A 24,641-nucleotide genomic window follows, 5' to 3' on the forward strand; every position below is an offset into this window, starting at 1 on the left:
TCAGTGGTGTCCTTCCTGGCCCCGGGTGCACACGGCCGGCAGCGGGCGGATGCCGTTGAACCCGCGGGTCATGTAACTGCCGGCGTAGGCGCCGGCGGAGAGGATGCGGACCGGGTCGCCGGAGGCGAGGGACGCCGGGACGAGTACCGGGTACCGGCCGGCGCCGTAGGCGTCGTCGCTGTCGCAGGTGGGTCCGGCGACGACCGCGGGGACGAGTTCCCCGCTCTCCCGCCCCGGGAAGACCAGCGGGTGGGTCACCTGGTCCATCTCGTACAGTCCGTTGAACTTGCCCACGCTCAGGTACAGCCAGCGGGCACGACCGCCGTCCGGCTGCGTCCGTTCGGTCAGCCGGACCACCCGGGCGTGGATCACGCCGTGGTCGGCGACCAGGTGACGCCCCGGTTCCAGCACGAAGTCGAGCGGGGCGGCGGCCAGCGCGTCCAGGTGTTCCATGCCTTCGCGGAGCACGGTGAAGATCTTGTCCAGCGGCGGGTCGAGAGGGGTGCCGCGCCGGTCGAGATAGCCGAGCGCGGGCAGCCCGCCGCCGAGGTTCACGTGGTCGGGTACGATCCCCCGCCCGGCCAGCGCCACGAGCGTCCCGGCGAGGGTGTCCACGGCCTGCTGCCAGGCCTCGCAGGTCATCTGCTGCGAACCGACGTGCACGGACAGGCCGGCCGGGACGAGCCCGGCGTCACGGGCCGTGGTCAGCACGCGGACGGCGTCCTCCGGTGCGCAGCCGAACTTGCGGTTCAGGCCCCACAGGGCGCCCTCCCCGCTGGTGGCGAGGCGGCAGAAGACGCGGGCGCGGGGCGCGTGCGCGGCGATGGCGGTGACGTCCTCGACACTGTCGGTGGCGAAGGTGCGCACCCCCAGGCGGTGGGCCTCGGCGATGTCCTGGTCCGACTTGACCGTGTTGCCGTAGTGGATGCGGTCGGGGTGGGCGCCGGCGCGCAGGGCTTGCTCGATCTCGGCGGGGCTCGCCGCGTCGAAGCCGGCGCCTGCGGCGGCCAGTGCGTGCAGGACTTCGTCGACCGGGCAGGCCTTGAGGGCGAAGCGGATGCGGGTGCCGGGGAGTTCTCGCAGCAGGGTGTCGTACTGGTGCGTTATGCCGGTGAGGTCGTAGAGGAGGCGGTCCGTGGTGCTGGTGCGGGTGCGTTGTGGCTGATCGCGCCGTTCCCCGCGCCCTTTCAGGGCGGTCATGGCCGGGCCGCCTTCATCAGTGCGGGCCAGGAGACGGTCAAGTGGATGAAGTCCTCGATGTCCTGCTGGGCCTGGTCGAGCAACTGGCTGCGTTCCACGTGTAGTTGATCGGCGAAGGCCGCGTACCGGCCGCCCAGTTTGCGGTATGCCGTGTCGATGCGGTCCAGGCGCCAGATGTTCTCCGTGCGGTCCAGGGCCGTGCTCTCGCGCAGGAACTCCACGACGCGCTCGGGCCGGACCCGCTGTCCGGTGTCCAGCAGGCCCGCGCCCTCGGCCGTCATCCGGTCGTACACGTCGTGGAAGTAGAGCATCGAGAGGAGGAACTTCACGAAGCGGCGCTGGTAGGCGGGGAAGCCGGAGGCGGTGCGGCGTTCGGGGGTGTGGAAGTTCTCGATGTGGCGGTTGTGCAGGATTCCGGGCAGGCCCGCGTCGTGGACGAGGTGGAGGAGGAAGTAGTCGCTGCCGATGGTGTCGGTGGCGGGCGGGAGGGGGACGCGCTCGTACACCGCCCGGTCGAAGGCGATGTTGCACATGTCGACGCGCATGGGGTCGACCAGGGTGAGGGTCGCGTGGTCGCCGGTGAAGGGGGCGGTGCCCGCACCGGTGAAGGACTCCTCGACCAGCGCGCGTATGCGGTCCTCGGGCCAGTCACCGGGGGCCCAGAGGCCGACCACGTCGTGGTAGACGGCCTCGTCCAGGCGCCGTATCTCCCCGATGTCGACGGAGAGTTCACCGATGAAGGAGGCACCGGCGAGGGAGACCGGGCGCTGGGACAGTGCCGGGTCCAGGTCGGTGCGGGTGACGGCGGCCGAGGCCTCGGCGGCGGGGCGGCCCAGCCAGGGCAGCTCGTGGTGGACCGGGAACACCGACTGCCCGGCGTGGAGTTGGTAGGTGCTGTCGGAGTCGCGGCGGTGCACCGAGGCGCAGCCGAGGGCGGCGGCCAGCAGGAAGGCGCGGTTGGTGCAGGCGCCGTAGGAGACGGCGGCCGGCAGCATCAGGCGGAGCAGGCGCTCCGGCTCGGGCAGGCCGGCCTTCCGGACGACCCGGCGCAGGAAGTGCCGCTGGGCCTCCTCGTTGAGGTGGTGGACGGTCACGCCCGGCTCCCGGGGCAGCGCGGCGACCGTGCGGGTGTGTTCGGCGCGGGTGCGGTCGTCGGCGGAGTCCAGGATCAGCAGCTGGACGTCGGCGCCGAAGTGCCGGGCCGCGTAGGTGGCTTCGGCGTGCAGGGCGGTGAGGGTGGCGGAGCAGGCCCGGTTGGTGGGCAGCGTGAGGCAGACGCGGTTCACCGGGCACCTTCCGCGGCGGCCCAGGAGTCGAGGCCGAGCAGCCTGCGCCCCAGGTCGTCGAGTTCGGCGGGGCCGTAGCGGAGGGCCTCGGGCGTGCGGGCGTCGCCGAGCAGGGTGGCGTTCCAGTCGGGGGTGGCGAGGGTGCGCCAGGACTCCACGCGGGAGTCGCGCAGGGCGGTGTGCTCCTCCAGCGCGGGCATCATCGACAGGTACTGGACAGCTCGGACAGCGTTGTCGGAGAGGTTGGGCGCCACGCCGTGGGCGAGCAGCCCGTTGAAGATCAGCAGGTCGCCGGCCTGGAGGTCGGGGCGGACCACGGGGAACTCGGCGCGGTCGGCGCCGGGGCGGACCGGGTCGCGGCCGGGCGGCTGGGCGAGGCGCCATTCCTCGAAGCGGCGGAAGAGTTCGGGCGCGCACTGGAAGCCGCCGAGTTCGGGGCGGGTGTCGGTGAGCGCGATGATGCCCTGCACGCGCTGCGGGAGCACGGCGAGGGTGGTGTCGACGTCCCAGTGCAGCTCGATGTCGAAGCCCTCGTCGGTGGGTTCGATGAGGGAGCGGGAACGGGTGCGGACGTTGGGCGGGTTGAGGTTGAGCCGGTCCAGGGTGACCCACAGCTCCAGGCTGTCCCAGACGTCCACGAAGGCGTCGTAGACGCGCCGGTTCTGCCGGCTGTTCCACAGCAGCTGGTGGTGGTAGGCCTCGACGAAGCCGTAGATGTAGAGGTGCCGGTCGAGTTCGGAGCGGAACTCCGGCTCCTCGTACCAGGTGTCGGGGCGGTCGGGGTCGAGTCCCTGGAACTCCCAGGCGAAGTCGAGGAGTTCCTTGGCCTCGCCCGGGGTGATCGCCTCGCGTAAGACGACGTAGCCGTAGGTCTGCCAGAAGGTGAAGTCCTCCTCGGACAGGACGCGCAGCGGCCGGGTCTTCTCCAGGTCGCGCAGGGGGGTCGGGGCGAGGTAGGTCTCGCCGTCGGTGCTGAAGTAGGGGCGGCCGGTCGCCGCGCGGTGCAGGTACGGGTGGGGCGTCTGCATGCGATTCCTCGGGAACTGGAACACAGAGTGCGGTGGAGATCCGGGAAAGGAGCAAGAGCGAGCGGGCCGCCCGCTCACGGCGGGCGGCCGGTGAGCCCGTGGGGCTAGCCCGCGACGACGGCCTCCGCGGCGGCCACACCGCAGACCCGGGCGGCGCCGTAGGTGGCGATGTGCAGGGCGCCGCGCGGCGGGGCCTGGGGCAGGCCCATCTCGACCACGACGGTGTCGGGCCGGGCGGCGAGCAGGGTGTCGAGCGCGGAGCGCATCCAGTCGTGCCGGTGCTCGTCGCGGACCACGGCGACGATCCGGCGGTCCCCGGCCGCGGCGAGGACGGCCGCGCCGGCACCCGCGCCGGTGAAGGAGCCGGAGGCGCTGCCGGGCAGCAGCCGCTCCAGCTCGGCGGCGACACCCCAGGGGGTCTGGTCGCCGACGGCGATGTTCGGGGCCGGGTTGAACTGGGCGACGTACGCCGGTGCGGTGACCGGTGCGGCGGCGCCCGCCCGGGTCACCGTCAGCGCGCGGCGGGCCGCGACCAGGCCGATCTCCGGGTCGGCCGGGGTCCTGGCCGCGTCGCCGCGGGCCGCGACGGTCCAGGCGGCCAGCTCGCGGACCCGGGCGGCGGCGTCGGCGAGCCGTTCCTCGGGCAGTTCCCCGGAGCGCACGGCGGCCACGAGCGCGTCCCGGAGCCCCAGCACGGTGCCCTCGTCGCACAGTCCGCCGCCCACGCAGATGGCGTCGGCGCCGGCCGCGATGGCGAGGACCACGCCGTGTTCGAGGCCGTAGGTGCCGGAGATGGCGCGCATCTCCATGCCGTCGGTGACGATCAGGCCCTGGTAGCCGAGTTCGCCGCGCAGCAGCTCGGTGAGGACGCGCCGGGACAGGGTGCCGGGGCGGTCCGGGTCGAGCGCGGGCACGAGGATGTGGGCGCTCATGATCGCCCGGGTGCCGGCGGCGATCGCCGCGCGGAACGGGGGCAGTTCACGTGCGTACAGGGTGTCGGCGTCGACGTCGATGCGGGGTACGGCGTGGTGGGAGTCGACGTTGGTGTCGCCGTGGCCGGGGAAGTGCTTGGTGCAGGCGGCGACGCCGGTGGACTGCAGGCCCTCCACCCAGGCGGCGGTGTGCCGGGCCACCAGGCCGGGGCTCGCGCCGAAGGAGCGGACGCCGATGACGGGGTTGTCGGCGTTGGCGTTGACGTCGGCGGAGGGCGCCCAGTCGAAGGTGACGCCGCAGGCGGCCAGGCGCCGGCCCAGCTCGCGGGAGACGGCCCGGGTGAGAGCGGGGTCGCCGACGGCGCCGAGCGCGTGGTTGCCGGGGAAGGAGGAGCCGGTGCGCACGTCGAGGCGGGTGACGTCGCCGCTCTCCTCGTCGATGGCGACCAGCAGGTCGTCACGCTCGGCACGCAACTGCCCGGTGAGCGCGGTGACCTGCTCCTCGCTGACGACGTTGCGGCCGAACAGGGCGACGGAGGCGAGGCCCTCGCCGATGCGGCGGCGCACCCAGTCCGGGGCGGTGGTGCCGTCGAACCCCGGCTGCAGCACCGCGAGGGCGTCCCGGGCGAGGGCGTCGCCCGCGGCGGAGCCGCTGCCGGACGCGGCGGTGGCGATGGTGGTCATCGGACGTCATCCCTTCACGGCGCCGTCGGTCAGACCGCTGACAGCCTTGCGTTGCAGGAAGATGAAGAGGATCAGGATGGGCAGCGCGAACAGGGAGGAGGCGGCCATGGTGGCGCCCCAGTCGTCACCGAAGGCGGTCTGGAACTGGGACAGCCACAGCGGCAGGGTCTGCTTCTCGATGTCCTTGTTGAGGATCAGGACGAGCGGGAACTCGTTCCAGGCGGTGACGAAGCCGAACAGCGAGGTCGCCATCAGGCCGGGCGCGAGCAGCGGGAAGATCACCTTGACGAAGGCCTGGGTGCGGGTGCAGCCGTCGATCATCGCCGACTCCTCCAGCTCCTTGGGCACGGCGGCGACGTAGCCGCGCAGCGTGAGGAGGGTGAGGGGCAGCACCATCACCGTGTAGAAGACGGTGAGCGGGACCAGGCTGTTGAGCATGTCGTTGTCGCGGACGATCATGTAGATGGCGATGATCATGACCTCCCAGGGGGCCATCTGCGCCAGCATGAACGTCACGATGAGGCCCCGCCGGCCCTTGAACCGCATCCGCGCCAGGGCGAAGGCGGCGAACAGGGCGATGACGAGCGAGAAGACGACCGACAGGACCGTGACGGTGACGGAGTTGAGCACCAGGGTCCAGAAGTGGTCGGCGTCGACGGCCTTCTTGAAGTGGTCGAGGGTGGCGTTCGTCGGGAACCACACCGGGTCGTCGGCGATGATGTCGCCGGTCGGTTTGAAGGCCGTGGCGAACATCCAGTAGACGGGGAACACGAAGCCGACGAAGAGGACGGCGGCGGTCGCGTTGGGCCAGATACGGCCGAAGAGCGAGCGCTTCACAGCTCGTCCTCCTCTTGCTTGAGCACCATGCGCAGGTAGTACGAGGTGATGACGAGCAGGACCAGGATGGTCAGGAAGGAGATGGCCGCGCCGACCCCGAAGTGCTGGTTGCCGACGCCCTCGACGTAGGCGTAGATCGGCAGGGTCTCGGTGAGGTGGTCGGGGCCGCCCTCGTTGAGCGCGAAGATCTGCGGGAACGCCTTGAAGATCCAGATGACTTCGAGGAACGTCGTGGCGTACAGGAAGGGCCGCAGGAAGGGCAGGGTCACCGAGGTGAAGCCCTTCCAGGCTCCGGCGCCGTCCAGGGAGGCGGCCTCGTACAGCTCCCGGGGGATCGTGGTGGTGGCCGCGTAGAGGTTGATCGCCACGAAGGGTATGGACTGCCAGACCAGGAGCAGGGTGATCACGGCGAAGGTGGAGAACTGGGTCTGCAGCCAGTTGTGGTCGGCCATCGAGTGCCAGCCGAGCTTGTCCAGGACCCAGTTGACGACGCCGAAGCGCTGGGCGAACAGCCACTGGTAGACGGTGGTGGCCGCGATGACCGGCATGGCCCAGGCGAGGACGAGGCCCACCATGAGCAGCAGCCGCATCTTCGCGCCGAGCCGGGCCAGCAGCAGCCCGATCAGGGTGCCGATCACCATGATCAGTACCACGTTGACGGCGGTGAAGACGACGGAGCGCTCGACGACGTGCCAGAAGTCGCCGCCGCTCAGCACCTCCCGGTAGTTGTCGACGCCGTTCCACTCGGTGAGGTGCTGGATGAGCTGGCGTGGATTGAGGTTCTGGAACGACAGCATGCCGTTCTTCACCAGGGGCCAGCCCAGCAGCACCAGGGTGGCCAGCAGCGCGGGCAGCAGGAGCAGGTAGGGGGCGGTGGCGCGGCGCCGGGACGGGGCGCCGGCGGTGCGGCTGTCACCGCGCGGCGGGGCCGGCACCCGGGCCTTGCGGACAGCGGGCTCCCCGGCCGTGTCCGTGCCTTCGGTCTGCACTGACATGAGTTGCCATCTCTTCCGTGGCCGTACGGACGACACAGGTGAGCCGGGGGCGCGCGTACGGCGCCCCCGGCGCGGTCATCAGTTCTGCTGGGCCAGGCGCTTGTTGATCTCGCCTTCGACCTGCTTGGCGGCGTCCGCCGGGGACTTGCCGTTCAGCACGGCCGTCATGTACGACTTGATCGGGTTCGGGCTGTTCTCCACCGCGCCCCATTCGGGGATCAGCGGGGTGGTGCCACCGACGGCGGCACCCGGAGCGGCGGCCTCGGCGACGGCGTTGCCCTTGAGGTTGGACTCCAGGGCCTGCTTGTTCGGGATGACGCCGTTGAGCTTGGCCAGTTCGCCCTCGTACTGGTCGGACAGGGCGATCTTCAGGAACTCCTTGGCCAGGGCCTGCTTCTTGCTGCCCTCGGCGACGGCGAGGTTGGAACCGCCGAGGAAGACGCCCTCGGGCTTGCCCGCGGCCTCACCGGGGATGGTGAAGTAGCCGAGGTCCTTCTCGATGGCCTTGTTGGCGGTGACGGCCGTACCGGCCTCCCAGCCCATGCCGATGAAGGCGCCGGTCTTGCCCTTGGCGAAGACCTCGGCCTGCTGCGGGGTGGCCTCGTCCTTGTCCTTGGGGGCCTTGGAGTAGGAGGCGTACGTCTTGTAGATCTCCATGGCCTGGGCGACCTTGGGGTCCCCGAGGTTGGAGACGTACTTGTCACCCTCCTTCTTCACCAGGTCGGCGCCCTGGCCGATGGTCAGGCCGTCGAAGAAGTACCAGTTCTGGCCGGGCAGGTAGAGCGGCTCGGCGTCGGTCTTCTTGCCGATGGTCTCCAGGTCCTTGAAGAACTCGTCCCGGGTCTTCGGGGTGTCCTTGATGCCGGCCTTGGCCCAGATCTTCTTGTTGTAGATGACGACGCGGTTGGCGAAGTACCACGGAGCGGCGTACTGCTTGCCGTCGTAGACCGAGGACTGCGAGACCGACGGCGTCCAGTCGGCGCCGATCTCCTTCTTCAGGTCGCTCAGGTCGGCGAGGCCGCCGGTGGCCGCGTAGGCCGGGGTCTGGGTGTTGCCGACCTCCAGCACGTCCGGCGGGGCGGACTCGGACAGGGCGGTGGTGATCTTCTGCTGGATCCCGTCCCACTTCTGCGTCTCGAACTTCAGCTTGGCGCCGGTCTTCTTCTCGAACGCGGCCGTGACGTCCTTGACCCACTGGTCCGGCGTGGAGCCGTCCATCGCCCAGACCGTCAGGGTCTGGCCCTTGAAGCTGTCCGGCCCCGCGTTCTTGCCGCTGTCGTCGCCGTCGTCCCCGCCGCACGCCGACACGGAGACCATCATGCCCGCGATCACGATCGCGGCCGCAAGCTTGCGCTTCACGCCACCCTCCTCAGGGATGCCACTAACCCCCCACGCCCTCGGCGGTGACCTGCGTACGACGCTGTTGCACGTAGGGCTCGGGACCTGGCCACTAATGGTGTAGACCAGTACGGTGGAGCTTGGCCTAGACCTTTTGGAGTGTCAAGGGTGGTTCGGGAAGCCGGTCCCGGCCGTTACGAGAAAGTCACCGGAGCGCGTCCGTCCGCGATCCGTCCCATTCGCCCGGAGCGTTCAGTTGGACTAGACCATAGGGCAGTTGGTCGCTATAACGGGAGCCCATCGACACAGCCGGGAAGGCAGGCATGACCACCGACGTCAGCAGCGCCCAGCCGCACAGGGGAGCGTCCGGCCGCACCGCGCGCGTGCCGAAGTACTACCGGATCAAGCAGCAACTGCTCACCATGGCCGAGGCACTGCAGCCCGGCTCCGCCATGCCCGCGGAACGTCTGCTCGCCGTCCGGTTCGACACCTCGCGGACCACCGTCCGGCAGGCGCTCCAGGAACTCGTCGGCGAGGGGCGGCTCAACCGGATCCAGGGCAAGGGCACCTTCGTCGCCCAGCCCAAGCTGTACCGCACGCTCCAGCTCACCTCGCACACCGAGGACATGCGCGCCCAGGGACTCACCCCGGCCTCGCAGATGCTGGACATCGGAGAGGTGCCCGCGGACGAGAAGCTGGCGGGACTGCTCGGCATCGGGATCGGCGAGAAGGTGCTGCGCATCGAGCGGCTGCGGCTGGCCAGCGGCGACCCGATGGCGATCGAGACGACCCACCTGTCCGTACGGCGCTTCCCCGGCCTGCGCCGGTCCCTGGCCACGCACCCCTCGCTCTACACGGCGCTCGCCGAGGTGTACGGCGTCCATCTCGCCGAGGCCGACGAGACCATCGAGACCTCGCTGTCGACCCCGCGCGAGGCGCAGCTGCTCGCCACCGACGTGGGGCTGCCGATGCTGCTGCTGTCCCGGCACTCGCGGGACGCGCAGGGCTCGCCCGTGGAATGGGTGCGCTCGGTGTACCGGGGGTCCCGCTACAAGTTCGTGGCCGCCCTGCGCCGGCCGGACGCCCCGGTGGTCCGGCGGAGGACGGCCCCGCCGGACCGGGACGGGGCCGGCCGCGCCTGAGGCAGGGGCGCGGGCGCAGTCGCGGATCAGCGAACGGGCATGACCGGCGCCTTCCCCGACGACTTGCCCGGCGCCTTCGGTGAAGACTTGCCCGGCGCCTTCGCCGACGACTTGGCCGGAGCCTTCGCCGACGACTTGCCCGGAGCCTTCGCCGACGGCTTGCCCGGCGCCTTCGGCGACGGCGTGTCCTGCCGGGCGAGTTCGATGTCCTGGTGCGACACCGCGTGGAAGGACGGCAGCACGACGATGCCGGAGGGGCGCAGCTCCGTGAGGGTGGCCTCCACCTGCGCCGCCCCGGTCTTCAGGACCTCCGGCGAAGCCTTGCCGGAGTGCTCCCACCGGTGTTCGGCGCCGTCGCACTGGGCGACGCTGCCGCCGATGCCGTGCCGGAGGCCGGGGTCGCCCTGGCTGACCGAGGAGCTGACGAGCACCGGTCCGGTGCCGCCGGTGCAGCGGTAGGTGCCGGACAGCGTCACCGTGCCGTCGGGCGCGAGCCGGCCGGCCGGGTCGACGGTGATCAGCTCGGAGGGGTCGGCGGCGGCCGGACCGACGGCGGCGCACAGCAGCGCGGCGGCGCCTAGGACCGCGGCGAGGGCGGGGCGTACGGGCATGGGATACCTCCCGGTTCCAGGGATCGAGGGTTTCCACTGGTACCGGGCGGCCGGGCCGCCGGACGTGACCGTCACCCCATCGGTGGCGCGTCACCGGGCCGTCCGGGCCGGTCACACCGGGTTCGGCGGGGTCCGGCAGGCCTAGGGCAGTACGGCGAACCCGTCCAGCTCCACCAGAGCCCGCTCGTCCCACAGCCGTACGACCTGTACGACGGCCATCGCGGGATAGTCACGGCCCGCCGCGTCCCGCCAGATCCGGCCGAGCCGGGCGGCGTGGGCACGGTACGCGGCGACGTCGGTGGCGTAGACGGTGACCCGGGCGAGGTCGGCGGGGGTGCCGCCGGCCGCGCGCAGGGCGGTGAGGAGGTTGCCGAGGGCCTTCTCGAACTGCTCGGGCAGCGTCTCGCCGGTGATCTTTCCGTCGCCGTCGAGGGCGGTCTGGCCCGCGAGGAACACCACCCGCGAGCCGGCCGCGACGACGGCGTGCGAGAAGCCCGTGGGCGGGGCCAGCCCGGGCGGGTTGACGCGCTCGGCCGTCACCGGTCCTCCTTGTGCTCGACGGCGTACAACTCCTTGGCGATGATGCCTCGTTGGACCTCGCTGGCGCCCTCGTAGATGCGGGGCGCGCGCACCTCGCGGTAGAGGTGTTCCAGCAGGTGGCCGCGGCGCAGGGCACGGGCGCCGTGCAGCTGGACGGCGGTGTCGACGACGTACTGCGCGGTCTCGGTGGCGAGCAGCTTGGCCATCGCGGCCCGCCGGGGGACGTCGGCGGCGCCCGCGTCGTACGCCGCCGCGGCCGCGTACACCATCAGCCGGGCCGCCTCGGTGCGCAGGGCCATCTCGGCGACCTGGTGGGACACGGCCTGAAGGTCCATCAGCCTGCCGTGGAACGCCTCGCGCCGGCGGGTGTGGCCGACGGTGGCGTCCAGCGCGGCCTGCGCCATGCCGACCGCGAAAGCGCCGACGCTGGGCCGGAACAGGTTGAGGGTGCCCATGGCGACGGCGAAACCGCGCTCGGGTGCGCCGAGCACGTCGGCGGCGGTGACGGGCACGGCGTCGAAGTCCAGGGCGCCGATGGGGTGCGGCGAGATCATCTCCAGGGCGCTGCCGGTGAGTCCGGGCCGGTCGGCCGGGACCAGGAAGGCGGTCACCCCGCGGGCCCCGGCGCCCGGTGTGGTGCGGGCGAAGACGGTGTAGAAGTCGGCCTCGGGGGCGTTGGAGATCCAGCACTTGGCGCCGGTCAGCCGCCAGCCGCCGCCGTCGGGGGCGGCCGCCAGGGCCAGCGCCGCCGCGTCCGACCCGGCGCCGGGCTCGCTCAGCGCGAAGGCGGCGACCGCGCTGCCGTCGGCGACCCGGGGCAGCCAGCGGGCGCGCTGGTCCGGGGTGCCGTGGGCGTGCACCGGGTGGGCGCCCAGGCCCTGCAGGGCGAGCGCGGTCTCGGCCTCGGTGCAGGCCTGGGCGAGGGACTCCCGCATCAGGCACAGGTCCAGCGCGCCGGCGGCGAACAGCCGTGCGAGCAGGCCCAGTCGGCCGAGTTCGGCGAGGAGCGGCCGGTTGACGCGGCCGGGTGTGCCCCGGTCGGCGAGCGGGCGCAGTCGGCCGGCGGCCAGCTCGCGCAGCTCGGCACACCAGGCGGTCTGCTCGGGTCCGAGTGAGAATGCGGACACGGCCGGTCCTCCCTCCGGGGTCGCGTTCCGGGGCGGGTCCCCGCCCCTGCCGCACCCCGCCTGCTGACGTTATCGCGTGCAGTTGACTGCCGTCACCAACACGATACGCTCAAGGCGCGAGCCCACCAGGTAGCCCGTTCGGACACTGTCCCGGACATCTGTCACGGCAAGGGGGCGGACCGCCATGCATCTCTCGGCCCACGTCGACACGTTCGCGCGCGACCATCTGCCCCCGCCGCACGAGTGGCCCGAGCTGCGGTTCGACCTGCCGGAACTGCGCTACCCCGACCGGCTGAACTGCGCCGCGGAACTCCTGGACCACGCCGACCCGGCCCGCCCGGTGTTCCGCACCCCGGACGGCGCCGCCTGGACCTACGGCGAGCTGCGCGCGCGGGTCGACCGGATCGCGCACGTGCTCACCGGCTCGCTGGGCGTGGTCCCGGGCAACCGGGTGCTGCTGCGCGGCCCCACCACGCCCTGGCTCGCCGCCTGCTGGCTGGCGGTGCTGAAGGCGGGCGGGGTCGCGGTCACCGTGCTGGCCCAGCAGCGCCCGCAGGAGCTGGCGACCCTGTGCGGGATCGCCCGGGTGGGGCACGCCCTGTGCGACATACGGGTGGTGGACGACCTGGCGCAGGCCTCGATACCCGGGCTGCGCGTCACGACGTACGGTGGTGACGCGCCCGACGACCTGCTGCGCCGCCCGGCGCCCGCGGGCCCCTACCCGGCGGTGGACACCGCGGCCGACGACGTCGCCCTGATCGCGTTCACCTCCGGTACGACGGGTCGCCCGAAAGGGTGCATGCACTTCCACCGCGATGTGCTGGCGACGGCCGACACCTTCTCCCGGCATGTGCTGCGGCCCCATGAGGACGATGTCTTCACCGGCAGCCCCCCACTGGGCTTCACCTTCGGTCTCGGCGGGCTGGTGATCTTCCCCCTGCGGGCCGGGGCGAGCGCCCTGCTGCTGGAACAGGCGGGCCCCCGCCACCTGCTCCCCGCGATCGCCGAGCACCGCGTCTCGGTCCTCTTCACCGCGCCGACCGCCTACCGCGCCATGCTGGAGGAGCTGGACGGCTACGACCTGAGGTCCCTCAGGCGCTGCGTCTCGGCCGGCGAGAACCTGCCCGCGGCCACCTGGCGGGCCTGGCACGACCGCACGGGCCTGCGCATCATCAACGGCATCGGCGCCACTGAGCTGCTGCACATCTTCCTCTCCGCCGCCGACGAGCGGATCCGGCCCGGCAGCACGGGACTGCCGGTGCCGGGCTGGCAGGTGCGCGTCCAGGACGCCGACGGCGAGCCGGTGCCCGACGGCGAGCCCGGGCTGCTCGCCGTGCGCGGCCCGGTCGGCTGCCGCTACCTCGCCGACCCGCGGCAGCGGGAGTACGTCCGGGACGGCTGGAACATCACCGGCGACACCTACGTACGCGAGGCCGACGGCTACTTCCGCTATGTGGCCCGCGCCGACGACATGATCATCTCGGCCGGGTACAACATCGCCGGACCGGAGGTGGAGGAGGCGCTGCTGCGCCATCCGGACGTGACCGAGACGGCGGTCGTCGGCCGTCCCGACGAGACCCGCGGGCAGGTCGCGGTGGCCTACACGGTGCTGCGCGCGGGCGCCCGGCGCGACCCGGAGGCCCTGCGCGCGTTCCTCACCGCCGAGCTGGCGCCGTACAAGTGCCCGCGCGCGTTCGTCTTCCTGGACGCGCTGCCCCGCACGGCCACCGGCAAACTCCAGCGGTTCCGGCTGCGCACCGAAGGTGACCAGCAGTGATGCCGACGACCTAAAATGATCAATGTGTCCGAGCAGCACGCACCCAGGTCCCTCATCGTCACGCTCTACGGCGCGTACGGCCGCTTCATGCCCGGCCCGGTGCCCGTCGCCGAGCTGATCCGGCTCCTGGCCGCCGTCGGCGTGGACGCGCCGTCCGTGCGTTCCTCGGTGTCCCGGCTCAAACGGCGCGGGCTGCTGCTGCCCGCCCGCACGGAGTCCGGCGCCGCCGGGTACGAACTGTCCGCCGAAGCACGCCAGTTGCTGGACGACGGCGACCGGCGCATCTACGCGGGCGCACCCGTCGCGGACGAGGGCTGGGTGCTCGCGGTGTTCTCGGTCCCGGAGTCGGAGCGGCAGAAGCGGCACGTGCTGCGCTCCCGGCTGGCCGGCCTGGGCTTCGGCACGGCGGCCCCGGGGGTGTGGATCGCCCCGGCCCGCCTGTACGAGGAGGCCGAGCACACCCTGCGCCGGCTGCGCCTGGACCCGTACGTGGACTTCTTCCGCGGCGAGCACCTGGGGTTCGCGGCCACGGCCGAGGCGGTGGCCCGCTGGTGGGACCTGGCGGCGATCGCCAAGGAGCACGAGCGCTTCCTGGACGCGCACGCGCCGGTCCTGCACGCCTGGGAGGAGCGGGCCGACACCCCGCCCGAGGAGGCCTACCACGACTACCTCCTCGCCCTCGACTCCTGGCGCCACCTCCCCTACAGCGACCCGGGCCTGCCCACCCGCCTCCTCCCGGCCGACTGGCCGGGGCACCGCTCGGCGGAGGTCTTCCGCGGCCTGCACGAACGGCTGCGGGACGCGGGGGCCGGGTTCGCGGGGGTGTGAGGCGGGCCCGGCCCGGACGCGGTGGCTCAGCCGCCGAGCGACAGGCGCGGCTTCGGGGCGTCCGTGCGGCCGGTCTGCGGGCGCCTGCTGCCGGCCCGGTAGGGGGCGGGCCAGACGGCGCCGGGGCCCTCGTAGCCCTGCTCGGCCGCCGCGTGCAGGGTCCAGTGCGGGTCGTACAGGTGCGGCCGGGCCAGCGCGCACAGGTCCGTACGGCCCGCCAGGATCAGCGAGTTGACGTCGTCCCAGGAGGAGATGGCGCCGACCGCGATCACCGGGATGCCGACCTCGTGCCGGATCCGGTCGGCGAACGGCGTCTGGTACGACCGCCCGAACTCCGGCCGCTCCTCGGCCACCACCTGCCCGGTGGACACGTCGACGGCGTCGGCGCCGTGCGCGGCGAAGGCGCGCGCGATCCCGACGGCGTCCTCGGCACTCGTCCCGCCCTCCGCCCAGTCGGTGGCGGAGATCCGGACGGTCATCGGCCGTTCGGCCGGCCACACCCCGCGGACGGCGTCGAAGACCTCCAGCGGGAACCGCAGCCGCTTCTCCAGCGAGCCGCCGTAGGCGTCGGTGCGCCGGTTGGTGAGCGGGGAGAGGAAGCCGGAGAGCAGATAGCCGTGGGCGCAGTGCAGTTCCAGCAGGTCGAAGCCGGCCCGGGCGGCCCGCCAGGCCGCGGCGGCGAACTGCTCGCGCAGGTCGGTGAGCTGGGCGCGGGTCAGCTCGCGCGGGACCTGGCCGCCCGGCTTGTACGGCAGCGGTGAGGCGGCGACGAGGGGCCAGTTGCCGGTGGGCAGCGGTTCGTCCATGCCCTCCCACATCAGCTTCGTGGAGCCCTTGCGGCCGGAGTGGCCGAGCTGGACGCCGATAGCGGTGCCCGGGGACCGGCGGTGCACGAAGTCGGTGACCCGGCGCCAGGCCTCGGCCTGCCGGCCGGTGTAGAGGCCGGCGCAGCCAGGGGTGATCCGGCCCTCCGCGCTGACGCACACCATCTCGGTCATCACCAGGCCGGCCCCGCCGAGGGCGCGGGCGCCCAGGTGGACGAGGTGGAAGTCGCCGGGGACGCCGTCGGTGGCGCAGTACATGTCCATCGGCGACACGACGACCCGGTTGCGCAGGGTCAGGCCGCGCAGCCGGAACGGCGTGAACATCGGCGGTGTGCCGGGCGGGCAGCCGAACTCGCGTTCCACGGACTCGGTAAAGCGGGAGTCGCGCAGCCGCAGGTTGCCGTGGGTGACCCGGCGGCTGCGGGTGAGCAGGTTGAAGGCGAACTGGCGGGGCCGCTGGCCGAGGTACAGGGGCAGGTTCTCGAACCACTCCAGGCTGGCCCGGGCGGCCCGCTGGGTGGAGGCGACGACGGGCTTGCGCTCCTCCTCGTAGGCCGCGAGGGCCCGCTCCGGGGAGTCGTGTTCCGTCAGGCAGGCGACCAGCGCGAGGGCGTCCTCCACCGCGAGCTTGGTGCCGGAGCCGATGGAGAAGTGGGCGGTGTGCGCGGCGTCGCCCAGCAGCACGACGTTGCCGTGCGACCAGCGGTCGTTGACCACGGTGCGGAAGGTGGTCCAGGCGGACGTGCCGGCGCGCAGGGGGCGTCCGCCGAGCGCGTCGGCGAAGATCTTGGCGCAGCGCGCCACCGACTCCTGTGCGTCGAGTTCGTCGAAGCCGGCCGCCCGCCAGACCTCCTCGCGCATCTCGACGATGACGGTGGAGGAGCCGGATTGATTCGGCGGCCCGGAGGGCCTCGTTGCGGGGTGGTGGTCGGGAGACGGGCGGGCATAGGGGTAGCCGTGCAGTTGCATCACGCCGTGCTCGGTCTCGGCGATCTCGAAGCGGAAGGCGTCGAAGGCGAAGTCGGCGGCGAGCCAGATGTAGCGGCACCGGTGTGCGGCCACCCGGGGGCGGAACACGGGGGCGTAGGTGTCGCGGGTGGAGCTGTGGACACCGTCGGCGGCGACGACGAGGTCGTGGTCCGCCGCGAGCCGGCCGACGGGCGGTGCCTCGGTGGAGAACCGCAGCTCCACGCCCAGGGAGCGGCAGCGTTCCTGGAGGATCGCCAGCAGCCGGTGCCGGCCCAGCGCGGCGAAGCCGTGGCCGCCGGAGCGGTGACGGGTGCCCTGGTGCACTATGTCGATGTCGTCCCAGCGGACGAGCTCCCGCCGCAGCGCCTCGTGGACGACGGGGTCGGCGTGTTCTATGCCGCCGAGGGTCTCGTCGGAGAGCACCACCCCGAAGCCGAAGGTCTCGTCCGGTGCGTTGCGTTCCCAGACGGTGACGTCACGGGCCGGGTCTAGGCGCTTCAGCAGGGCCGCGGCGTAGAGCCCGCCGGGGCCGCCGCCGATGATCGCCACCCGCACCGGACCTCACCTCCCCCGCCACTTCGGCGGGCGCTTCTCGGTGAAGGCCGCGTGGAACTCCGCGTAGTCCTCGCCGTTCATCAGCAGGGCCTGTGTGGAGGCGTCGAGTTCGACCGAGGCGGCCAGCGGCATGTCCAGCTCGGCCGTCAGCAACGCCTTCGTCTGGGCGTACGCCAGGGCGGGGCCGTCGGCCAGGCGGCGGGCCAGCGCCGCGGCGGCCTCGTCGGTCCTGCCCTCCTCCGTCAGCTCGCTGACGAGGCCGATGCGCTCGGCCTCGGGGGCCCGGACCGGGTCGCCGAGCATGAGGAGCCGGGTGGCGTGGCCGAGGCCGACGAGCCGGGGCAGCAGATAGGCCGCGCCCATGTCGCCGCCGGACAGGCCGACCCGGGTGAAGAGGAAGGCGAACCGGGCCGAGGGGTCCGCGACACGGAAGTCGGCCGCCAGGGCGAGGACGGCCCCGGCGCCCGCGGCGACGCCGTGCACCGCGGCGATCACCGGGAACGGGCACTCGCGGATCGCCCGCACGACCTGTCCGGTCATCCGGTTGAAGTCGAGCAGCTGCGCGGTGTCCATGGCCAGCGTGGCGCCGATGATCTCGTCCACGTCACCGCCGGAGCAGAAGCCGCGGCCCTCCCCGGCCAGGACCAGGGCGCGCACCGAGCGCTCCCGGGACAGTTCGGCGAGCAGGTCGCGCAGGTCGGCGTAGGCGCCGAAGGTGAGGGCGTTGAGTTTCTCGGGCCGGGCGAGGGTGACGGTGGCCACCCCGTCGGCGATGCGGACCCGCAGGTGCGTCCAGTCGGCTGTGCGGGCGGCGGAGCCGGTGAAGGGACTCATGACGTGCGGCCTCCTAGCGCGGCGGTGCCGTACGTTGCTCTGTCCCATGAAGTTATCACTTGTTTGTGACTGTCGTCACGGGGGCGCGACACACCGGGCTCCGACCGGCTGTTTTCGGTCACGTCGGTCACCGGTTGTCGACAGCGGCGTAACAGTGGCCCCGGACGGGCGAGGCAGGCCCGCCACCTGGGTAAGCCGCCCGGTACCGGGGCCGGGAGGTTCCGGGCGAAGCCCCCCGACCGTCCGCGGTGGCCGGGCCCGTACCATGCCTACAGTCGAAAGCAGGACAGCCTGCTCCATGAACGGACTCGCCTTGCACGAACGCCCCGCCGGATCGGCCTCCTGGCGCATCGCGCTGCCGCACACGACAGCGGCGGTGCCGGTGGCGCGCGCTCTGGTGCGCTCGGCCCTCACCGAGGTGGAGCACGTGGCCGACTGCGACACGGCCGAGCTGCTCACGGCCGAACTGGTGGCCAACGCGGTGGAGCACACCGCCGGGCGCGGCCCGATCGAGCTGGTGGTGGAGTTGCGGCCGACCGGCTGCCAGGTCGAGGTGCACGACCCGGACCCGGCGCCGCCGGGCCAGCTGACCCGGCCGGTGCTGGAGGAGCCCGACGTCTGGCAGGAGGGCGGGCGCGGGCTGCTGCTGATCCGCGCCCTCAGCTCGTCCTGCGGGCACCGCCCCACCGCGTCGGGCAAGGCGGTGTGGTTCAGACTGCCTGTGGTTCCCGCTCAGCGCCGGCCGGTGTGACCTCGGCGGCCGGCGGCCGGGCCAGCGTGGAGTGCCGGCGGCCGTAGGCGCCGTAGACCAGCAGGCCCACCGCGAGGAACACGGCGAACTGGAGCCAGGTCCGCCAGCCGGTCTCGTACATCAGGTACAGGCAGAAGCCGACGCCGAGCAGCGGCGCCGCCGGGTACAGCGGCACCCGGAAGCTGCGCGCGAGGCCTGGTTCGCGGCGGCGCAGGGCGATCACCGTGATGTTGACGACGGCCATGACGGCCAGCGTGCCGATGGTGCACAGGTTCATCACGGCGTCGAGCGAGGCGAAGGCCGCGGGGACGGCGAAGACGACCGCGACGATCAGCGTGCCGGCGACCGGCGTGGAGGTCCGCGGGGAGACCTTCTCGAAGACGCGCGGGATCAGGCCGTCCCGGGACATCGACATCAGGATGCGGGTCTGGCCGTACATCACGGCGAGGACCACGGAGGCGATGGCGACGACCGCGCCGAAGGCGATGACACCGCCGCCGACGGCGGAGCCGGTGACCTCGTTGACGACGTAGGAGAGGGCGGCGGGGCGGCCGGCGACCTGGTCGCCGCCGATGGCGCCGATCGCGGCGAGCGCGACCGCGCAGTACAGCAGGGTGACCAGGCCCATGCAGACGAGGATCGCGACGGGGATGTCCCGGCGCGGGTTCTTCGCCTCCTCGCCGGCGGTGGTGATCGCGTCGAAGCCGATGTAGGAGAAGAACGCGGCGGTGGTGCCGGCGCCGATGCCGCCGAGGCCGGCCGGGGAGAACGGGGTGAGGTTGCCGTCCTTGAAGGCGCTGTAGCCGATGGCGCAGAACGCGAGCAGGATGGCGAGCTTCACGGCGGCCATGGCGGCCGTGGCCCGGGCGCTCTCGCGCACCCCGCGCACCAGCAGCACGGAGGCCAGGGCGATGACGATCACGGCGGGGAGGTTGACGATGCCGCCGTCGCCGGGGCCGGCGGAGAGCGCGGCCGGGAGCTGGAGGCCGGTGAGGCTGTGCAGCAGCTCGTTGACGTACTGGCTCCAGCCGACCGCGACGGCCGAGATGGAGATGCCGTACTCCAGCAGCAGGCACCAGCCGACGAGGAAGGCGGTGGACTCGCCGAGGCCGGCGTAGGCGAAGGAGTACGAGGAGCCGGAGACCGGGATCGCGCCGCCCAGCTCCGCGAAGGAGAGGGCAGTGAAGACGCAGGTGATCGCGGCCAGGACGAAGGAGACGACGACGGCCGGGCCGGCCTGGGCGACGGAGTCGGAGAGGCCGACGAAGATGCCGGTGCCGACGATGGCGCCGATGCCGAAGCAGATGAGCTGGAAGAGGCCCATGGCGCGCTTCAGACCGTGTCCCTCGCGGTCGGCTCCGGATTCGGCGACGAGCAGGTGCGGGGACTTGATGCGGGGAGCGGGCATGCGGGTGGTGCTCGTTTCTGGTGGTGCGGGCGCCCGGCGTAGGGGCGCGGCGGCGGCGACGGAAGGGGTGGTTCCGGGCCGCCGGTCAGGATAAGGCCTGGTGAGGCGGGTCAGGCAAGGCTTTCCCGGGCGAGTGTGGCCACCAGCACCGCCTTGATGGTGTGCAGCCGGTTCTCGGCCTCGTCGAAGACGACCGAGTGGGCGGACTCGAAGACCTCGTCCGTCACCTCCAGCGACGCCAGACCGTGCGCCTCGTGGATCTGCTGTCCCACGGCGGTGCCGAGGTCGTGGAAGGCCGGCAGGCAGTGCAGGAACCTCACGTCCGGGTTGCCGGTGGCGCGCAGGACGTCCATGGTCACGGCGTACGGGGCGAGGGCCGCGATGCGCTCGCTCCAGACCTCCTTGGGTTCGCCCATGGAGACCCAGACGTCGGTGGCGACGAAGTCGGCGCCCAGGACGCCCTCGGCGACGCCCTCGGTGAGGGTGACGCGGGCGCCGCTGGCGGCGGCGAGCGTACGGGCGCGGTCGACGATCTCCTGGGCGGGCCAGTAGGCCTTCGGGGCGACGATCCGGACGTCCATGCCGAGCAGGGCGCCGGTGACCAGGTAGGAGTTGCCCATGTTGAAGCGGGCGTCGCCCAGGTAGGCGAAGGCGATCTTCCGCAGCGGCTTGGCGCTGTGCTCGGTCATGGTGAGCACGTCGGCGAGCATCTGGGTGGGGTGCCAGTCGTCGGTGAGGCCGTTGTAGACGGGCACGCCGGCGTGCGCGGCCAGCTCCTCGACCTTGGCCTGACTGTCGCCCCGGTACTCGATCGCGTCGAACATCCGGCCCAGCACGCGGGCGGTGTCCTTCACCGACTCCTTGTGCCCGATCTGCGAGCCGGCCGGGTCCAGGTAGGTGGTGTGGGCGCCCTGGTCGGCCGCGGCGACCTCGAACGCGCAGCGGGTGCGCGTCGAGGTCTTCTCGAAGATCAGCGCGATGTTGCGGCCCCGCAGGTACCGGGTCTCGGCCCCGGCCTTCTTGGCGGCCTTCAGCTCGGCGGCCAGCTCGACCAGGCCGCGGAACTCCTCCTCGGTGAAGTCCAGCTCCTTGAGGAAGTGGCGGCCGGCGAGGGCGGTCGGGACTGTCGCCATGTCGGGGCGCTCCAGAGGTGGGGACTACGAGGGACTATGAAAGTCTATACGATCCTTCACATTAATATGCGATCTCATACGGGGTCCCGTTCCACGGGGCAGCTCATGCACCGCGGGCCGCCGCGGCCCCGGCCCAGCTCGCTGCCCGGGATCTCGATCACCTCGATGCCCTGCTTGCGCAGATGCGTGTTGGTGGTGGAGTTCCGCTCGTAGGCGACGACGACCCCGGGCTCGACGGCGAGGACGTTGCAGCCGTCGTCCCACTGCTCGCGTTCGGCCGCGTGCACGTCCTGCGTGGCGGTCAGCACCCGGATCTCGCCCAGGCCGAGCGCGGCGGCGATCGCCCGGTGCATGTGCTCCGGCGGGTGGTCGGTGACCTTCAGCTCGCGTTCTCCGACGCCCGGCTCGATGGTGTACGAGCGGAGCATGCCGAGGCCGGCGTACTGGGTGAAGGTTTCGCCGCCGACCATGGTCATCACCGTGTCCAGGTGCATGAAGGCGCGCCGCTTCGGCATGTCGAGCGCCACGATCGTGCGCGCCGAGCCGGCCGCGAACAGCTTGTGCGCCAGCATCTCCACGGCCTGCGGCGTGGTGCGCTCGCTCATGCCGATCAGTACGGCGCCGTTGCCGATCACCAGGACATCACCGCCCTCGATGGTGGACGGGTAGTCCGCCTGCCCCCGCGACCACACGTGGAACGTTTCGTCACGGAACAGCGGGTGGTGGCGGTAGATCGCCTCGAAGTGGACGGTCTCCCGCTGCCGGGCGGGCCACCTCATGGCGTTGATGGAGACGCCGTCGTAGATCCACGCCGAGGTGTCCCGGGTGAACAGGTGGTTGGGCAGCGGGCGGAGCAGGAAGTCGTCCAGCTCCATGACGTGGAAGCGGACCGAGGTCGGCTCGGCGTGGGCCGCCAGGAACTCCCGCTTGGTCATCCCGCCGACCAGGGCCTCGGCCAGCTCCTCCGGGGTCATCCCGTCGAAGGCGGCGCGCAGGTGGTCGGTGGCGAGGGGGCCGTACTCCTTCTCGTCGAAGACCCGGTCCAGGACGAGCGTGCGGGCCTCGGGCAGCGCCAGGGTCTCGGCGAGCAGGTCCCCGAAGAGGTGGACCTCGACACCGCGGTCGCGCAGCACGTCGGCGAACCCGTCGTGCTCGGCCCGCGCCCGGCGCACCCAGAGCACGTCGTCGAAGAGCAGGGCGTCCTTGTTGCTGGGGGTGAGCCTCTTGAGCTCCAGATCCGGCCGGTGCAGGATGACGCGGCGCAGCCGCCCGGCCTCGGAGTCGACATGGAATCCCATGCCTCCATCCTGACCACCGGGGCCGTGCTTCACCCGCCCCTCGGCGGTTTCCGCGGGCGCCGGTTTCCGCTCCGGCGACGGCGGGTGGGGCCCGGAAGCGTTCCGGAAGCGGGCGGTGGCTGTCGGCGGAAGCGGGTGCGGGGCTTTGCTGGTGGTGTGAACAGGTCACCCCGGGCCGGCCGGCGGCAGTGCCGGCCGCCGCTCGTCCGCGCCGCGCAGGAACGCCTCCACCGCCGAGAGGTCGGTCCGTTGCAGCTCCTCGTCCCGGACGACGATCCGCAGTTCGGGGCAGACGGCCGGGTCCTGGCGCAGGCTCTCGGTGAAGGTCTCGACGATCAGGGTCAGCAGCTGGGTGTGGTCGAGTTCGACGAGGCGGGACAGGCCCGCGCCGATCAGCGGTATCGCCACCGGTCTGAACAGGCCGTGCAGGGCGACCGAGGGCCACAGGTGTTCCAGGCTGCGCCGCAGGTCGGCCGGGGCGGACCGGGCGCGCAGGTCGTTGCCCAGCCGGGAGTAGGCGAGGGCGAAGACCCGGCGCTTGCCGACGGGGACCGGCACGGCCGTGCCGACCGGGTAACGGGTGCGCCGGCCGCGCGGCTTGGCCCGGACGCTCTCGGTGGCCAGCGGGGTGACGTCCCTGAGCCCGCGGCGCAGGTGGTCGTCCAGCAGCCGGTGCCGGCCCGCGAAGAGGCGGTCGACCAGCTGGCCCTGCACGCTCTCCCGGCTGATGACGATGTCGTCGGTGGAGGTGTCGAAGGTGTCGGAGAACCCCACGACCAGGTTGGCGTCCTCCTGGTCGAACAGGTCACCGCGCACCACGACGACGTCCACCCGCAGCCCGCGCAGGGTGTGGCGCAGCAGTTCGTCGCCGTGCCGCTCGCGCAGCCGGGCGTTCAGCCGGGCGAGCACGGCGGCCGCCTCGGGGTCGTCCGGCCGTTCCCGGGCGGTCTGTTCGGCCACCGGGAGGGCGAGCTCGTAGCGGCCCAGCGCGGTGTGGCCGGCGATCAGCTCCCGCAGCGCGGTCTCCCTGAGCTGGGTCAGCCGCAGTGCGGGTGCGCGCGCGTACTCCTCGTCCCGCACCTCGGTCAGCGGCCGGCCGCGCCACAGCCGCAGGGCGTCCGTGAGCAGCCGGACGGCCGAGGCCGGTGCCGCGCGCAGCGCGTCGCCCACCAGCCGCGTGAACTCGGTGCTGTCCAGCTCGTCGTCGGACAGGTCGAGCCGGTAGGTGCTCTCGGCGCCGCGCGCGGTCGGCAGCCGGTCGGTGCGCACGATCCGGGCGCCGTGTCCCGGGCCCGCCCGGTCGAACGCCCGCCGCAGCTCCAGGATCCGTTTCTGTACCTCGTTGCGGTTGCGCAGGTCCTGGTGGGGAAGTTCCACGGTGGGCTGCCAGACGTCGGCGTACAGCCGGCGCGCGGTGACGGCCTCGCCGTCGGCGGCGACCAGCCGGGTCAGCAGCCGGGCGGTCAGCGGGGTGAGGCGTACGGGGGCACCGTTCACGTCCAGCCGGACGGGGCCCAGAACGCTCACCCGTATGCACGGTGCACGGGTCTGCACGCGCCTCGCCCCCTCCGCCGCGTGACGTCCCGTCAACAGTGTGGTCAGCGTAGCAAGAGGCCCTGGAGGCAAGCATGCGATTGACCGGTCCGCGCCCGTCGTCGCGGCCCGGCCGGCTGCGTTCCCTGCGGTCGTGGCGTGGGCGGCGGGTGTTCGCGGGCAGCGTGCTGGCGGCCTTCGGCGGGGTGTCGGCCGTCGTGCAGTTCGCCGGCCAGCTGTTCCCGGACGCCGTGTCCCGGCCCGGGCCGGTGCTGGCCGGCTCCGTGGCCCTGTGCCTGGCCTGGGGGCTGGCCCGGGCCCGCCCGCAGGCCGCGGTACGGCAGGAGTTCACCCGCCCGGGGATGACGGTGGTGGTGGAGGAGGGCGATCTCTTCGATCAGCCCGGCCAGCTGGTGGTGGGGTTCACCGACACCTTCGACACCGTGGTGGACGACGGTGCCGTCATCAACGACGGCAGTGTGCAGGGGCAGTTGCTGGCCCGCCGGTACGCGGGGGACGCCCGCCGGCTGGACGCGGAGCTGGCCGCCGCGCTGGCCGGGGTGGCTCCGGTGGCGTGGGAGAGCGCGCGGGACAAGCCGCAGGGCAAGCGGGCCCGGTACCCGGTCGGCACGGTCGCCGTCCTCGGCACCCGGCCCGACCTGGTCTTCGCCGTGGCCTACAGCCGGATGGGCAACGACTGCGTCGCCTCCGCCAAGGTGCGGGACCTGTGGCTCGGCCTGGACCGGCTGTGGGACGCCGTGCACCGGCACGGCCAGCTGGAACGGCTCACCATGCCGTTGACCGGCGCGGGCCTGGCCCGGCTGCACGACATGGACGAGGACAGCCTGCTGCGGCTGATCCTGCTGTCCTTCGTCGTGCACTCGTGGGAGCGCAGGATCTGCCGCGAGCTGCGGGTGGTGATCCGCCCCGGTGAGCTGGGGCGGATCGACCTGCCGGAGACCGGCGCGTTCCTGGCCGGCCTGGCGGCGGGCGCCCGGCGCCACGTCTGAC

General features: G+C 72.5%; 20 protein-coding genes and 1 pseudogene. 5 read left to right on the forward strand and 16 right to left on the reverse strand.

Annotation, left to right across the window (positions count from 1 at the left end; all coding sequences use genetic code 11):
* The 7 genes from IG05_RS0103050 to IG05_RS0103080 form a co-directional block, all read right to left on the reverse strand.
* Positions 1-1,200: an alanine racemase gene (locus IG05_RS0103050; protein WP_030338793.1), complete on the reverse strand. Its 1,200-nt coding sequence runs from the start codon at positions 1,198-1,200 to the stop codon at positions 1-3.
* On the reverse strand, positions 1,197-2,486 hold the full coding sequence (locus IG05_RS0103055; protein WP_030338795.1) for a DUF6271 family protein: 1,290 nt from the start codon (positions 2,484-2,486) through the stop codon (positions 1,197-1,199). The genes IG05_RS0103050 and IG05_RS0103055 overlap by 4 nt, the downstream gene beginning before the upstream one ends.
* A complete protein-coding gene (locus IG05_RS0103060) occupies positions 2,483-3,514 on the reverse strand; it encodes a phytanoyl-CoA dioxygenase family protein (RefSeq protein WP_030338797.1) in 1,032 nt (343 codons plus the stop codon). Before IG05_RS0103060 ends, IG05_RS0103055 begins: the two co-directional genes overlap by 4 nt.
* A gap of 104 nt (positions 3,515-3,618) precedes the next feature.
* Positions 3,619-5,130, reverse strand: coding sequence for a glycoside hydrolase family 3 protein (locus tag IG05_RS0103065; RefSeq protein ID WP_030338799.1), 1,512 nt, complete (start codon positions 5,128-5,130; stop codon positions 3,619-3,621).
* A 6-nt stretch (positions 5,131-5,136) separates the two neighbouring features.
* A complete protein-coding gene (locus IG05_RS0103070; RefSeq protein ID WP_030338801.1) occupies positions 5,137-5,967 on the reverse strand; it encodes a carbohydrate ABC transporter permease in 831 nt (276 codons plus the stop codon).
* Entirely contained in the window at positions 5,964-6,962 is a 999-nt protein-coding gene (locus IG05_RS0103075; protein WP_030338803.1) for a carbohydrate ABC transporter permease, read from the reverse strand. The genes IG05_RS0103070 and IG05_RS0103075 overlap by 4 nt, the downstream gene beginning before the upstream one ends.
* Before the next feature lie 78 nt (positions 6,963-7,040).
* Entirely contained in the window at positions 7,041-8,321 is a 1,281-nt protein-coding gene (locus tag IG05_RS0103080; protein WP_030338804.1) for an extracellular solute-binding protein, read from the reverse strand.
* Between the two features lie 302 nt (positions 8,322-8,623).
* On the opposite strand from IG05_RS0103080, the gene IG05_RS0103085 reads away from it, so the two are divergent.
* On the forward strand, positions 8,624-9,442 hold the full coding sequence (locus IG05_RS0103085; RefSeq protein ID WP_030338807.1) for a GntR family transcriptional regulator: 819 nt from the start codon (positions 8,624-8,626) through the stop codon (positions 9,440-9,442).
* A gap of 197 nt (positions 9,443-9,639) precedes the next feature.
* Here the strand turns inward: IG05_RS0103085 and IG05_RS0103090 are convergent.
* The 3 genes and pseudogenes from IG05_RS0103090 to IG05_RS0103100 form a co-directional block, all read right to left on the reverse strand.
* Positions 9,640-10,053, reverse strand: a pseudogene (locus tag IG05_RS0103090) (DUF6299 family protein); the annotation flags it as partial.
* Between the two features lie 141 nt (positions 10,054-10,194).
* Positions 10,195-10,593 carry a RidA family protein gene (locus IG05_RS0103095; RefSeq protein ID WP_030338811.1) on the reverse strand — a complete coding sequence of 133 codons (399 nt, stop codon included), beginning with the start codon at positions 10,591-10,593 and terminating at the stop codon, positions 10,195-10,197.
* Positions 10,590-11,720: an acyl-CoA dehydrogenase family protein gene (locus IG05_RS0103100; protein ID WP_030338813.1), complete on the reverse strand. Its 1,131-nt coding sequence runs from the start codon at positions 11,718-11,720 to the stop codon at positions 10,590-10,592. Before IG05_RS0103100 ends, IG05_RS0103095 begins: the two co-directional genes overlap by 4 nt.
* A gap of 184 nt (positions 11,721-11,904) precedes the next feature.
* Between IG05_RS0103100 and IG05_RS0103105 the strand changes: the two genes are divergently transcribed.
* Positions 11,905-13,497: an AMP-binding protein gene (locus IG05_RS0103105; RefSeq protein WP_030338815.1), complete on the forward strand. Its 1,593-nt coding sequence runs from the start codon at positions 11,905-11,907 to the stop codon at positions 13,495-13,497.
* Between the two features lie 15 nt (positions 13,498-13,512).
* On the forward strand, positions 13,513-14,325 hold the full coding sequence (locus IG05_RS0103110; protein WP_030338817.1) for a PaaX family transcriptional regulator C-terminal domain-containing protein: 813 nt from the start codon (positions 13,513-13,515) through the stop codon (positions 14,323-14,325).
* Between the two features lie 26 nt (positions 14,326-14,351).
* On the opposite strand, the gene IG05_RS0103115 is transcribed toward IG05_RS0103110, so the two are convergent.
* Together IG05_RS0103115 and IG05_RS0103120 are read right to left on the reverse strand one after the other, a co-directional pair.
* Positions 14,352-16,673, reverse strand: coding sequence for a bifunctional salicylyl-CoA 5-hydroxylase/oxidoreductase (locus IG05_RS0103115; RefSeq protein ID WP_030338818.1), 2,322 nt, complete (start codon positions 16,671-16,673; stop codon positions 14,352-14,354).
* A gap of 6 nt (positions 16,674-16,679) precedes the next feature.
* Positions 16,680-17,507, reverse strand: coding sequence for an enoyl-CoA hydratase family protein (locus tag IG05_RS0103120; protein ID WP_030338820.1), 828 nt, complete (start codon positions 17,505-17,507; stop codon positions 16,680-16,682).
* Positions 17,508-17,805: 298 nt separating this feature from the next.
* Here IG05_RS0103120 and IG05_RS0103125 point away from each other — a divergent pair, with 298 nt between their 5' ends.
* Positions 17,806-18,258 carry an ATP-binding protein gene (locus tag IG05_RS0103125; RefSeq protein WP_030338821.1) on the forward strand — a complete coding sequence of 151 codons (453 nt, stop codon included), beginning with the start codon at positions 17,806-17,808 and terminating at the stop codon, positions 18,256-18,258.
* Here IG05_RS0103125 and IG05_RS0103130 read toward each other — a convergent pair.
* From IG05_RS0103130 to IG05_RS0103145, 4 genes are all read right to left on the reverse strand, one after another.
* A complete protein-coding gene (locus tag IG05_RS0103130) occupies positions 18,218-19,666 on the reverse strand; it encodes an amino acid permease (protein WP_030338822.1) in 1,449 nt (482 codons plus the stop codon). The genes IG05_RS0103125 and IG05_RS0103130 overlap by 41 nt on opposite strands.
* A gap of 110 nt (positions 19,667-19,776) precedes the next feature.
* Positions 19,777-20,799 (reverse strand): ornithine carbamoyltransferase, encoded by a 1,023-nt coding sequence (argF, locus tag IG05_RS0103135; RefSeq protein ID WP_030338823.1) that lies wholly within the window; start codon positions 20,797-20,799, stop codon positions 19,777-19,779.
* A 74-nt stretch (positions 20,800-20,873) separates the two neighbouring features.
* Positions 20,874-22,097 carry an arginine deiminase gene (locus IG05_RS0103140; RefSeq protein ID WP_030338824.1) on the reverse strand — a complete coding sequence of 408 codons (1,224 nt, stop codon included), beginning with the start codon at positions 22,095-22,097 and terminating at the stop codon, positions 20,874-20,876.
* Positions 22,098-22,262: 165 nt separating this feature from the next.
* On the reverse strand, positions 22,263-23,624 hold the full coding sequence (locus IG05_RS0103145) for a macro domain-containing protein (RefSeq protein WP_234335748.1): 1,362 nt from the start codon (positions 23,622-23,624) through the stop codon (positions 22,263-22,265).
* A 101-nt stretch (positions 23,625-23,725) separates the two neighbouring features.
* On the opposite strand from IG05_RS0103145, the gene IG05_RS0103150 reads away from it, so the two are divergent.
* Positions 23,726-24,640: a macro domain-containing protein gene (locus IG05_RS0103150; RefSeq protein ID WP_234335749.1), complete on the forward strand. Its 915-nt coding sequence runs from the start codon at positions 23,726-23,728 to the stop codon at positions 24,638-24,640.
* The last annotated feature ends 1 nt before the right edge of the window (position 24,641 follow it).

Source organism: Streptomyces sp. NRRL S-1022 (assembly GCF_000720135.1).
Classification (GTDB): domain Bacteria; phylum Actinomycetota; class Actinomycetes; order Streptomycetales; family Streptomycetaceae; genus Streptomyces.